This is a genomic window from Streptomyces sp. NPDC002867, from assembly GCF_053591895.1.
Map to the genome: position 1 here is coordinate 1 of NZ_JBSFUR010000086.1, position 11,762 is coordinate 11,762.

Annotated in this window: 13 protein-coding genes and 1 tRNA gene; 6 read left to right on the forward strand and 8 right to left on the reverse strand. The window is 70.6% G+C overall.

Features of this window, described 5'->3' with window-relative positions:
• Positions 1-750, reverse strand: a 750-nt coding sequence (locus ACWD0A_RS34080; protein WP_451304520.1) for a 4-hydroxyphenylpyruvate dioxygenase family protein, incomplete at its 3' end; no start/stop codon positions are given.
• 136 nt (positions 751-886) lie between these two features.
• Here ACWD0A_RS34080 and ACWD0A_RS34085 point away from each other — a divergent pair.
• The 4 genes from ACWD0A_RS34085 to ACWD0A_RS34100 all read left to right on the forward strand — a co-directional run bounded on the left by ACWD0A_RS34085 (position 887) and on the right by ACWD0A_RS34100 (position 3,631).
• Complete coding sequence (locus tag ACWD0A_RS34085) at positions 887-1,366, forward strand: Lrp/AsnC family transcriptional regulator (RefSeq protein WP_451304501.1); 480 nt, start codon at positions 887-889, stop codon at positions 1,364-1,366.
• An 83-nt stretch (positions 1,367-1,449) separates the two neighbouring features.
• Positions 1,450-2,034 (forward strand): ArsR/SmtB family transcription factor, encoded by a 585-nt coding sequence (locus ACWD0A_RS34090; protein ID WP_451304503.1) that lies wholly within the window; start codon positions 1,450-1,452, stop codon positions 2,032-2,034.
• Between the two features lie 14 nt (positions 2,035-2,048).
• The gene (locus ACWD0A_RS34095) at positions 2,049-2,231 is read left to right on the forward strand and encodes a hypothetical protein (RefSeq protein WP_451304505.1); all 183 of its coding nucleotides are present in this window, start codon (positions 2,049-2,051) and stop codon (positions 2,229-2,231) included.
• Positions 2,228-3,631, forward strand: coding sequence for an MFS transporter (locus ACWD0A_RS34100; RefSeq protein WP_451304507.1), 1,404 nt, complete (start codon positions 2,228-2,230; stop codon positions 3,629-3,631). Before ACWD0A_RS34095 ends, ACWD0A_RS34100 begins: the two co-directional genes overlap by 4 nt.
• Here ACWD0A_RS34100 and ACWD0A_RS34105 read toward each other — a convergent pair.
• The 6 genes from ACWD0A_RS34105 to ACWD0A_RS34130 all read right to left on the reverse strand — a co-directional run bounded on the left by ACWD0A_RS34105 (position 3,570) and on the right by ACWD0A_RS34130 (position 9,485).
• Complete coding sequence (locus ACWD0A_RS34105; RefSeq protein WP_451304509.1) at positions 3,570-4,358, reverse strand: S16 family serine protease; 789 nt, start codon at positions 4,356-4,358, stop codon at positions 3,570-3,572. The genes ACWD0A_RS34100 and ACWD0A_RS34105 overlap by 62 nt on opposite strands.
• Before the next feature lie 65 nt (positions 4,359-4,423).
• The gene (locus tag ACWD0A_RS34110) at positions 4,424-5,065 is read right to left on the reverse strand and encodes an IclR family transcriptional regulator (protein WP_177152586.1); all 642 of its coding nucleotides are present in this window, start codon (positions 5,063-5,065) and stop codon (positions 4,424-4,426) included.
• 387 nt (positions 5,066-5,452) lie between these two features.
• A complete protein-coding gene (locus ACWD0A_RS34115) occupies positions 5,453-7,237 on the reverse strand; it encodes a DEAD/DEAH box helicase (protein WP_365990692.1) in 1,785 nt (594 codons plus the stop codon).
• A gap of 151 nt (positions 7,238-7,388) precedes the next feature.
• Positions 7,389-7,781 (reverse strand): type II toxin-antitoxin system death-on-curing family toxin, encoded by a 393-nt coding sequence (locus tag ACWD0A_RS34120; protein WP_307715262.1) that lies wholly within the window; start codon positions 7,779-7,781, stop codon positions 7,389-7,391.
• A complete protein-coding gene (locus ACWD0A_RS34125; protein WP_451304512.1) occupies positions 7,778-7,987 on the reverse strand; it encodes a hypothetical protein in 210 nt (69 codons plus the stop codon). Before ACWD0A_RS34125 ends, ACWD0A_RS34120 begins: the two co-directional genes overlap by 4 nt.
• A 31-nt stretch (positions 7,988-8,018) precedes the next feature.
• Complete coding sequence (locus ACWD0A_RS34130) at positions 8,019-9,485, reverse strand: MFS transporter (protein WP_451304514.1); 1,467 nt, start codon at positions 9,483-9,485, stop codon at positions 8,019-8,021.
• A gap of 191 nt (positions 9,486-9,676) precedes the next feature.
• Between ACWD0A_RS34130 and ACWD0A_RS34135 the strand changes: the two genes are divergently transcribed.
• Together ACWD0A_RS34135 and ACWD0A_RS34140 are read left to right on the forward strand one after the other, a co-directional pair.
• Positions 9,677-9,748: transfer RNA gene (locus tag ACWD0A_RS34135), tRNA-Cys, on the forward strand.
• A 251-nt stretch (positions 9,749-9,999) separates the two neighbouring features.
• Complete coding sequence (locus tag ACWD0A_RS34140; RefSeq protein WP_451304516.1) at positions 10,000-10,707, forward strand: hypothetical protein; 708 nt, start codon at positions 10,000-10,002, stop codon at positions 10,705-10,707.
• A gap of 303 nt (positions 10,708-11,010) precedes the next feature.
• Here ACWD0A_RS34140 and ACWD0A_RS34145 read toward each other — a convergent pair whose 3' ends face one another.
• A complete protein-coding gene (locus ACWD0A_RS34145) occupies positions 11,011-11,355 on the reverse strand; it encodes a hypothetical protein (protein ID WP_451304518.1) in 345 nt (114 codons plus the stop codon).
• Positions 11,356-11,762 lie beyond the last annotated feature (407 nt).

Below are 11,762 nucleotides of genomic sequence, written 5' to 3' on the forward strand. Positions count from 1 at the left end.
CTTCTTCGCGATCGCGGGCTCGTTGATCGGGAACTTCACCTTCAGCGTGCCGTCGGCGACGACCTTCGACATCAGGGCGGAGTACTCGGTGGCGATGTCGTCGCCCACGAACTCCTTCATGTTGGTGAAGCCCATGACCTTGTTGTAGAACGCGACCCACTCGTTCATCCGGCCGAGCTCGACGTTGCCCACGCAGTGGTCGATCGCCTGGAAGGTGCGCTTCGCCGGCGGCTCGACGATCGGGTCCGCGGCCACGAAGCCCGGCAGGTAGGGCCCGTCGTACTCCTTGCGCTCGACGAGCGTGTGGCGGGTCTTGCCGTAGGTGGCGATGGCGGCGAGGACGACGACCCCGTGGTCGTCCTTGACCTCGTACGGCTCGGCGATGCCCGTCGCACCGTGCTCGACGGCGTACGCGTAGGCCGCACGCGCGTCCGGAACCTCGATGGCGAGGTCGACGACACCGTCGCCGTGCGCGGCGACGTGGTCCGCGAGGAAGCGGCCCCAGTCGGTGGACGCCTTGATCACGGACGTGAAGACGAAGCGGGCGGCGCCGTTGGCGAGGACGTAACTCGCGGTCTCGCGGCTGCCGTTCTCCGGTCCGGAGTAGGCGACGAGCTTCATGCCGAAGGCCGTGGAGTAGTAGTGCGCGGCCTGCTTGGCGTTGCCGACGGCGAAGACGACCGCGTCCATTCCCTTCACCGGGAAGGGGTCTGCCTTGCGCGCGGTCTCCGGGGCGTGATCGATGATCATCGAGTTATCTGCCATGGCAGCAGGCTCCCCCCGGACCGCAAGGTGCGCAATAGTTTGCGTATCGACTGGACAATCTGCCCAGTAGATCGGGCGGTTTGCCGGGCGTTGTGTACAGGATGACCATTGGGGAGGCGTCATGGCGATCGATCATCTGGACGGGCGGCTCATCGTGCTGCTGGCACGGGAGCCGCGCATCGGGGTGCTGGAGGCATCGCGGCGGCTGGGGGTCGCGCGCGGCACCGTGCAGGCGCGCATGGACAGGCTCCAGGCGAACGGCGTGATCAGGGGCTTCGGGCCGGACGTCGACCCTGCGGCGCTGGGCTATCCCGTGACGGCGTTCGCCACGCTGGAGATCAAGCAGGGACAGGGCTCCGACGTACGGGCGCATCTGGCGACGGTCCCCGAGGTCCTGGAACTGCACACGACCACGGGCCACGGCGACATGCTCTGCCGGCTCGTCGCGCGCTCCAACGCCGACCTCCAGCGGGTGATCGACCGGGTCGTGGGCTTCGAGGGGATCGTGCGCGCGTCGACGGCGATCGTCATGGAGAACCCGGTGCCGCTGCGGATCATCCCGCTGGTGGAGCAGGCGGCGGAGGATCCGGCCGACGGGTGACCTTGACGCGGCTGCATCGACGCAAAGGAGTCGTTGCAAAAAAAGCGTTGCAAAGATTCCTTTGCATCGCTAGCTTTGCATGCATGAGCGAGCCCCCGGCACCCAAGGTCCGCACCCTCGACCCGCACTCGCTGCGCGGTCTGGCCCACCCCCTGCGTATGCGCCTGCTGTCGTCGCTGCGGCACGACGGCCCGGCCACCGCGTCACAGCTGGCGGAGAAGTTCGGCGAGTCGAGCGGTGCCACCAGTTACCACCTGCGCCAGCTCGCCGCCCACGGCTTCGTCGAGGACGACCCGGGGCGCGGCAAGGGCCGGGAGCGCTGGTGGAAGGCGGCGGAGGACGGGACACGCTTCGACGACACCCTGTTCGCCGATCCGGACCCGGCGGTGCGCGGCGCGGCCGACCTGTTCATCCACGAGGTCGCGACCCAGCACACGCAGGAGGTCGCCACCTGGCTCGGCACCCGGCGCGACTGGCCCGAGGAGTGGCGGCGCGGCTCGGACCTCAGCGACTTCACGCTGCGGCTGACCGCCGCGCAGGCCGTCGAGCTCAACGAGAAGATCCACGCGCTCATCCAGAGCTACCGGGACCTCGCACCGCCCCCCGGCACCGAGGGCGTCGCCCAGGTCCGGCTGCACACGCACGCATTCCCACGCGCCACCGACTGAGGGGACCGAAGGACATGCACGCCGACATACACCTGAGACTGCACGAACTGCGCGCCGAGGAGCTGCGCGCGGAAGCCGCCCGCCATGTGCCGCGCGAGCGTCTGCGGACGCAACTCGGCTGGGCCTTAGTCGAGTTGGGGCTGCGACTGCTGCGCCAGCCGCCCGGCCGCACCGGGCCGAGGGCCCGTCTCGCATGAGCGGGCAGGGGGGAACAGAAGCCGGCCGGCGGCGCGACCGCCGGCCGCTGGCCGCCGTCCTGGCGGCCAACGCCGTTTCCATCAGCGGCAATTCACTCACGCTCATCGGGGTCCCGTGGTTCGCCCTGGAGACCACGGGCAGCCCTGCGAAAGCCGGACTGGTCGCCTTCTGCGCGACCCTCCCGGTGGTCGTCTCGGCGATCACCGGCGGTCCGGTCATCGACCGCGTCGGCCGCCGCCGCGTCAGCGTCGTCACCGACCTGGTCTGCGCCGTCGCGCTCGCCGCGATCCCGCTCCTGCACCACGCGGACGCGCTGAGGTTCTGGATGCTGTGCGCGCTGATGGCCGTCACCGGCCTGTTCCACGCGCCCGGCGAGACCGCGCGCCATGTCCTGGTGCCCGACCTCGCCGAGCGGGCCGGTACGAGCCTGTCGCGGGCCGCGAGCCTGTTCGACGCGGTCTCGCGCGGCGCGCGGATGACCGGGGCGGCGCTGGCCGGCGTACTGATCGCGCTGATCGGCGCGGAGGCCGTCCTTTACGTGGACGCGGCGACGTTCTGCGGCTCGGCGCTGCTGGTCTCCGTCGGCCTGCGCGGCCTGCGCGCCGCCGAGCCCCTGCGGGACGCGCCCCGCATCTCCTTCGCCGCCTACCGGGCCGAACTGCGGGAGGGGTACGCGTTCCTGCAGCGCAGCAGGCTGCTGCTCGGCGTCGTCCTGATGGTGATGCTCACCAACGGCCTCGACCAGGGCTGGAGTTCGGTCCTGCTGCCCGTGCACGCACGCGAGAATCTGGGCGGCGCACGCGATCTCGGCCTGCTCGTCGCCGTCTTCGGCGGCTGCGCGCTGCTCGGCGCCCTGCTGTACGCGGCGGTCGGGCACCGTTTCCCGCGGCGGGTGCTGTTCACGGTCGCGTTCCTGCTGTGCGGGCTGCCGCGGTTCGTGGTGGCCGCGCTGGTGGACGGGACTCCGCCGCTCGCCGCCACGATGGCGGTCGGCGGGCTGGGGGCGGGCATGCTGAACCCGATCCTGACGACCGTGATCTACGAGCGGATCCCCGAGGAGCTGCGCAGCCGGGTCGCGAGCACGACGACGGCCGGGGTGCTGATGACGATGCCGCTCGGCGGTCTGGCGGCCGGCTACCTGGTCGAGCGGGCCGGACTCGTGACGGCGCTGCTGGCCCTCGGCGGGCTGTACTTCCTGGCGACGCTGGCACCGGCCGTGTTCCCGTGCTGGCGGGAGCTGGACCGAACGGACGCGGGCGACAAGGGCACGGGACAGGGCTCGGACGGACCGGGCTCGGACGGACCGGCCGCGGCCGTGACGGACGACGCCGCGGGCGTCAGCAGCTCGGGACCTTGCCGCCCCGGTCCAGCGCCCGCAGGGAGTCCACCGCGCCCTTGAGCGTGGTGACGGGGACCAGCCGCATCCCGGAGGGCAGTTCCGCCTGGGCGTCCGCGCACTCGTCCTTCGGGACCAGGAACACGGTCGCGCCGTCCCGCTTGGCCGCCTGGGTCTTCAGCGACACGCCCCCGACCGGGCCGACCTTGCCGTCGGCGGTGATCGTGCCCGTACCGGCGATGTTCCGGCCGCCGGTCAGGTCGCCGCCCGCGCCGTCGCCGTCGATCTTGGCGACGATGCCGAGGGAGAACAGCAGCCCGGCGCTGGGCCCGCCGACGTCGGCCAGGTGCAGCGAGACCTTCACCTTCGCGGGGTCCTCGCCGAGATAGCCGAGGGCCGCGCGGGTGGCGACGTTCTGCGACTGCTCCATGTCGCGGACGTTGTGCCGCTCGATCTCCCGGTCGGACTTGCCCGCGGGGTAGACGGCGTCGCGGGGCAGCACCGCGCGGTCCGTACGGAACCACCCGTCGACGACATCGCCGATACCGACGTCGGCGGACGGACCGCTCGCCACGATCGTCGTCATGCGCAGGGCGCCCTCGGTCGCGCGCGTCGGAGCGCCGGAGATCGTGATGATCTGCCGCCCCTGGTCCTTGCCGAGCACGTCCGCGGTCATCCCGGGCTGCGCGACGACGTACGGCAGCGGCGCGAGCCCGGCGACGGCGAGCAGCGCGACGACGGGCAGGGCGCAGACGGCGAGGGCGCGGGGGCGCGTGAGACTGGAGAGCACGGTGCCAATCTATCTGCCCGTGCTCCCCCGCCCCCGCCGGGCGGGGACGCCCCGGGGAAGGTCCGTCAGCGCAGAGCGTCCGCGACCTCGCGCGCCGCGTCCAGTACGCGCGGCCCCACCCGCTCCGGAACGGCGTCGGCCAGCATCACCACACCGACGCTCCCCTCTATCCCGGTCACGCCCACGAGCGCCGCGGCCGCGCCGCACGCGCCGGCCTCCAGCTCGCCGTGCGTGAGGGTGTAGCCGGGCTCGGCCTGGCCGTTCTGGCGCGCGGCGAGGATGGCCTTGCCGGCCGCCCCGCGGTCCAGCGGATGCCGGAAGCCCGCCCGGTAGGCGACGTGGTAGTCGGTCCAGGTCGGTTCGACGACGGCGACCGCGAGGGCGTCGGCGCCGTCGACCAGGGTGAGGTGGGCGGTCGCCCCGATGTCCTCGGCGAGCGAACGCAGCGCGGGCATCGCCGCCTCGCGCACGAGCGGGTGCACCTGCCGGCCGAGCCGGAGCACGCCGAGGCCGACCCTGGCCCGGCCGCCGAGGTCGCGTCGGACCAGGGCATGCTGCTCAAGGGTGGCGAGCAGGCGGTAGACGACGGTGCGGTTGACGCCGAGTTTGTTGGACAACTCGGTGACGGTCAGCCCGTGGTCGGTATCGGCGAGCAGCTTGAGGACACGAAGTCCCCTGTCGAGCGTCTGGGAGGTTTCCGCGGTCACGACGCCCTCTCTTTCGGAGTGAGTGACGGCGGTCCTCGAAGAGATGTCGCGACACCGGTCCCATCGGCGACGCACCCAGAGGCCGCCGGCAGGCCATGGCGCACCGACTGCGCTCCGCGGCGGCGCTGCCACGGGGCGTTTGCATTGCGGGGACATTAGCGACCGGCACCGCTCAGCGGAAGGGCTCGTCCAGAATCCGGGCGATCTTCCACCGACGACGGGCTTTTGGTCCCCATACGGGACCTCGGAAGGTCGAGGGGGACGGCCCCGCGGCCGGGGCGGTGAACGTGCGCGTGCGGGCGCCGTTGCGGTCGTGGCTGCGCGTGCGGGCGAGGTCGATCGCCGTTGCGCGTACAGGCGAGGGTGTGGTTGCGGTTGTGGGCGGGGTCACCGCATCCGCGTCGCCCACTCCTGCACCTTCTTGATCCGCTCGCGGATCTGCCCGGCCGTGGCCTCCGCGCTCGGCGGCCCGCCGCACACCCGGCGCAGCTCGGTGTGGATGACGCCGTGCGGTTTGCCGCTCTGGTGCACGTACGCGCCGACCATGGTGTTCAGCTGCTTGCGCAGCTCCAGCAGCTCCTTGTGGGAGACCACCGGGCGGCGCTCGGCCGGCAGCTCCAGCAGGTCGGCCTCCTCGTCGGGCTTCTTGCGGCTGTGCGCGATCTGCCGCGCCTGCCGCTTCTGCAGGAGCAGTTGCACCTGGTCGGGTTCCAGCAGGCCGGGGATGCCGAGGTAGTCCTGCTCCTCCTCGCTGCCCGGGTGGGCCTGCATGCCGAACTCGGCGCCGTCGTACAGCACCCGGTCGAAGACGGCGTCGGACTCCAGCGCCTCGAAGGGCAGCATGTCCTGCTCGCCGGTGTCCTCGTCCTGCTGCTTCTCGGCCTCCGCCATCTCCTTCTCGGACTCGGCGTACGGGTCCTCCTCGCCGTCCTTCTTCGGCCGGTCGAGCACGTGGTCGCGCTCGACCTCCATCTCGGAGGCGAAACCGAGGAGGTTGGGAATCGTCGGCAGGAACACGGACGCGGTCTCGCCGCGGCGCCTGGACCGTACGAAACGGCCCACGGCCTGCGCGAAGAACAGCGGCGTCGAGATGGTCGTCGCGTACACGCCGACGGCCAGGCGCGGCACGTCGACGCCCTCGGACACCATGCGGACGGCGACCATCCAGCGGTCCTGGTTGCCGCTGAACTCCTCGATGCGCTGGGAGGCCGCGGCCTCGTCGGAGAGCACGACGGTGGCCCTGGTGCCGGTGATCTCGCGGATCAGCTTGGCGTACGCGCGGGCCGAGTCCTGGTCGGAGGCGATGACGAGCCCGCCCGCGTCCGGGATGCCCTTGCGGACCTCGGTCAGCCGCTGGTCGGCGGCGCGGAGCACGTTGGGCATCCAGTCGCCGCGGGGGTCGAGCGCGGTACGCCACGCCTGCGAGATCGCGTCCTTGGTCATCGGCTCACCGAGCCGGGCGGCCACCTCGTCGCCGGCCTTGGTGCGCCAGCGCATGTTGCCGCTGTAGCTGAGGAAGATCACGGGCCGGACGACGCCGTCGCCGAGCGCGTTGCCGTAGCCGTACGTGTAGTCGGCGGCGGAGCGCCGGATCCCGTCGTTCCCTTCCTCGTACGTCACGAAGGGAATGGGATTGGTGTCCGAACGGAACGGCGTGCCGGTGAGCGCGAGCCGCCGGGTGGCCGGCTCGAACGCCTCCAGGCACGCCTCGCCCCAGGACTTGGAGTCACCGGCGTGGTGGATCTCGTCGAGGATGACAAGGGTCTTGCGCTGCTCGCAGCGGTTGCGGTGCAGCATGGGCCGCACGCCGACACCGGCGTAGGTGACCGCGACCCCGTGGTACTCCCTGCTCAGCGGGCCGGCGCTGTACTCCGGGTCCAGCTTGATCCCTATCCGCGCCGCCGCGGCCGCCCACTGCTTCTTCAGGTGCTCGGTCGGCGCGACGACCGTCACCTGTTGCACGACGTGGTGGTGCAGCAGCCAGGAGGCGAGGGTCAGCGCGAAGGTCGTCTTGCCGGCGCCGGGCGTGGCGACGGCGAGGAAGTCGCGCGGCTGCTCCTGGATGTACTTCTCCATGGCGCCCTGCTGCCAGGCACGCAGCTTGCTGGCCGTCCCCCAGGGGGCACGGCCGGGGAAGGCGGGTGAGAGGTGGTGGGAGGCGGTAGTAGTCACGGTCTCCGGTGAGGGATCAGTGGGCCGCCCGAAGGGCGCGGGCAGGGTGGCGGGCAGGATCGTGCGGGCTCTGGTACGACAACCGGGCCACCCTATCGGTGGCCCGGCCGTCGTCCGGACGACGCGACGCCGTGACCGCGCCGGGTGCGACTCAGCTCACAGCACGCGCCGCGAGCTGACGCAGCCGGCCCGCGATGCCGGCCAGGTCGTCCGCCGCTCCGGAGGCCACGTCGACGACGAGGTCGTACGCCGTGTCCTGGTCGGCGTCGGCGAGGTCGGCGCCGTTGAGGGCGAGGAACGTGACGGCGGCGAGCCAGGCCGTGCGCTTGTTGCCGTCGACGAAGGGATGGTTGGCGGCGATCGCGTGCAGCAGCGCCGCGGACTGCTCGTACAGGCCCTGGTGCGCGGACACGCCGAACATCCGGGCCCTGGGCCGGAGTACGGCGGATTCGAGCAGGCCCGGTGCGCGCAGTCCCGGCGGCGTCCCGCCAAAGGCGAGCGTCGCGATGCCGGTCACCTCGGCGACCGTGAGGTGTCGTGTCACTCGCCCAGCCTCCTCAGGAGATCGGCGTGGTCCGCCGCGTACCGCGCCGCTACGGCGCGCACGAGCTCGCCCTCAGCGTGCAGGTACTGGCGGACGGCCTCGGCGAGCAGGTCCTCGACAGCGGCGCCGCGGGCATCGGCCAGGTCCCGCACGGCCTGCTGCTCGGGTTCGGTCAGGCGGACGGCGAACTCGTCCTTCGACTGCATGCCGTGATCGTAGAGAGCGCGGATCGCGGCCTCACGCGGATTTCACCCGCAACCGCGTCGCGACCCACGCCCCCACCAGCGCCACGCCCGCCATCGGCAGGAACACCGCGGCGAAGGCCGCCGGGTGCGACGCGGACGCGGCCGAGGCAGCGTGGGCGCCGACCGTGCCGCCGCCGAGTGCGGCGAACGCCGCACCGCCCGCGGCCAGCAGCATGATGTTCGACAGGGCGTCGGAGATCTGCAGCGCGGCCGAGTTCGTGCCCGCCTCCTCGGGGGCCGAGAGCTTGAACAGCAGCACGCTCGTCGAGCCGATCACGAGCCCCATGCCGAAGCAGCCGAAGCCCCACGCCACGCCCACGGTCCACACGGGGACGGCATCGATCAGCACGCTCGGTGCGGTCGCGATCGCCGCGGCGACCAGCAGCATGCCGAAGACGACCAGGGGTTCGCGGTACGGCTCGGTCCGCGGCCGGGACTGCACGTACGAACCGAGCGCCCACGTCGCTCCGCCGACCGCGAGCGACAGGCCCGCCAGGGTCGGGGACAGCCCGCGCTGGGTGACGAGCATCAGCGGCACGAAGGACTCGGCGGCGATGAACGACCCCGCGGCTATGCCGCGCAGCAGGACGACGGACGGCAGCCCGCGGGCCGCCCGGTACGTCCCCTTGGGCAGGATGCCGAGGACGCACGGCACGAGCAGGACCGCGCCCGCCGCCGCGGGCAGCAACGACAGCGGGCGCAGGTCCTGGCCCGCGTACTGGAGCAGCCCCGCACCGAGCACGATCCCGAGGGCCGGCCTGATCCGGCGCCGGTCGAACGGCGGCAGGGGCGCGGCGGCGTCCGCCGGCCCCGAGGCGCGCTGCCGGATCGCGGGCAGCGCGAGGGCGAGCGGTACGACGACGAGCGCGGGGATGCCGAGGAAGACCCAGCGCCAGCCGAGCTGTTCGGTGACGGTGCCGGAGGCCAGCGGGCCCACCACGGACGGGACCACCCAACTCGCCGCGAAGGCCGCCATGATCGCCGGCTGGAGCCTTCCGGGATAGGCGCGGCTGACGACGACGTACAGGGCGACGATGACGAGACCGCCGCCCAGCCCCTGGACGGCACGCCCCACGACGAACACCCACATCGCGCCCGCCGTCCCCGACAGCAGCAGCCCGGCGGCCCAGGCGGTCATCCCGCCGGCGAGCGCGCCCAGCGGACCTCTGCGGTCGGCCCACTGCCCGGCGACGACCATGCCGAACAGGCTGGTGGTGAAGTACGCGGAGAAGGCGAAGGCGTACAGCGGGATGCCGTGCAGCTCGCGCGCGGCCACGGGCATCGCCGTGCCGACGGCGGTCGCCTCGAAGGCGATCAGGAAGACGACGGAGACGATGCCGATGCTGAGCGCACGGTACGACGGACCGAGAACGCCCCCGCCGTCCGGTTCCCCGGGGCTGTGGGCTGGGTCGGCGGGCAGGTGCGTGACATCGGTGTCACGCGGTTCGGGGGCGGTCATGAGCTCCAGCGTAAGGGGCATGACAGACCTTGGGCCCTGTCATTCGACGGGACCCGCCTGGTCCCTTGGTCGTACGTCCCGTACGACCGGGCGCGCGACCGTGAACGGCGTATGGCAGTCACGTTGCGGCCCCGGCCACATGCTTGAGCGGCCACCCGAAGTCCGCCTACGGTCGAGGAGTTGGAACGCACGGCCGTGTGCCCGAGTGGTTGAGGGGCTCGCCTGCAAAGCGAGTTACGTGGGTTCGATTCCCGCCACGGCCTCTACGACCTTGACCAGGTAAAACGAAAGGGCGGCACCCCTCCGGGGGTACCGCCCTTCTGGTCGTCCGTCTCAGTTCCCGTCTCAGTCGCAGGGCCTGAACCGGTGATCGACGTCGGCGCCCTGGACAGTCATGTGTCAGCACAGCGAGAAAGGCACGGGAAGTCCGCCAGGGTCTCCGGTCTGTATCACCAGCCGCTGCCATGAGAACCTTTGCTCGCCGCCAGGAGGGGTCACACGATCCGGGGGGACCATGGCCGTGTCGCTGTCCAACATCATCAGCTCCGGGATCGGAGGCGCAGCAGTCGCGCTCATCACGTACGTGACGACGCGACCACGAATGCGAGCCGAAGCGCGCAAGCTCGACGCAGAGGCGGAGCGAACCAGGGCCGAGACGACGAAACTACTCGCCGAATTCGCTACACAACCCGAATTCAACTCAGCAGATCTTCCCAAAGGTTGGCACGCCACCGGAGGCCGAACTGAGGATTACACCTACGGCCTCGACGACCAGGTGCACCGTTCGGGAACGGCAAGCGCGTTCATCTGCGCTCGGCCGAGCCCGCGGGACTTCGGGGGGCTGGGTCAGAGCTTTCGCGCTGACGACTTCGTGGGGAAGCGGGTCAGGCTCTCAGCCGTGATGCGCACGAAGGATGTGGCCCAACAAGCTGCGATCTGGCTGCGTGTCGATGCCCGGGGGAAGTACATCGCTTTTGAGAACACAGCGTCGGAGAGCCGAACGCTGAGCGGAACGAGCGGGTGGGTGCGGAGAGAAATCGTCCTCGATGTCCCTCCGGAAGGGGAGGAGATTTTCATTGGCGCGTTCCTGAGCGGCAGCGGATGCGTCTGGATTGACTCCTTCACCTTTGAGGTCGTCAGCGACAATGTCCCGCTCACCGAGCTGGCTGAGGAATCTCAGACTCAACCAGTGAATCTTGACTTCACACAAGGCCTCAACTGATGCGCCATTGGCTCAGCTACGGGTTTACGGTCGTGGGCGACGCGCTTGACCAGGCAAAACGAAAGAGCGGCACCCAGAGGAGGTGCCGCCCTTCGGCTCGCCCGTCTCAGAGATCGTTTTCGTCTGCACTGCCCTGATATAGAACGATTCTCGGAGTGCGAGGTCGTGGTGATAGTGAGGTAGCAGGTGCGTTTTGTGCCTGTGGGTCGAGCGGAGTTACAGGTGGGCGGGATACGGCCTGTGCCTGTCTCATCCCAGGACGCCCGGCCTCCGCGGTCGTGTGCTTCCGCCGTCGTCTTAAGATCACGCCGCGGGGAAGTGCGGGTACTCGGTGACGGGACAGCCGCGACGCCGCTGGTCGTGCTGCACGACGGCGAGTCGCTGGCGGCCTAGGTGCACCACCTCGCTGGCGAAATGCAAATCGCCCGCAGCGAGGGCATATGTGTAGTTCCTGAGCGTGTCGACTCGGACCCCTTCGGCCAAGTAGGCGTAGAACTCGCAGTCGGAGCTCGCGGCAATGTGAGCGGCCGCGCCTTCGGCGGCGTGCGCTGGCGGGGACACGACCAGCAGGGTCGCGGCGGCCGCCGGGCCAACGACGGTGACCATGGCTGCGCGGCCCCACCGCTTGAAGCGTCGTCCTAGTGGCATGATAAAGAGTCCCTTCGTGACCGTCTGACATCGTGCGACAGGCGCCTCCGAGGCCGGAGGGCCACCGCCCGAGAGCAATCCAAACCCATGCCTTCGCACAGCACCACGAAGAACTACCGGAAGAAATACGCCGGCACTTCTGCCGATTCCTGCGGGTCCGCTTCCGGTACTACTACATCGTCTTCTTGAGGGCCTGCGGCATCGACGACCCCAGTATTGATGTCTGGGTCTAGACCTGGCTCGGCTGATGGCGATGCAGGAGTCGCCGCCGGAAGTCGCCTCGTGGATGGGCGGCATGAGTGGCGTCCGCGTCTTAGAGGTCATCTCATTTGGTGAGTCTGCGGTAGCAGATGAGGCTGCAGGCGATGCTGGCGAAGGCGAGGAAGTGGTCGGCATTGCGCTCATAG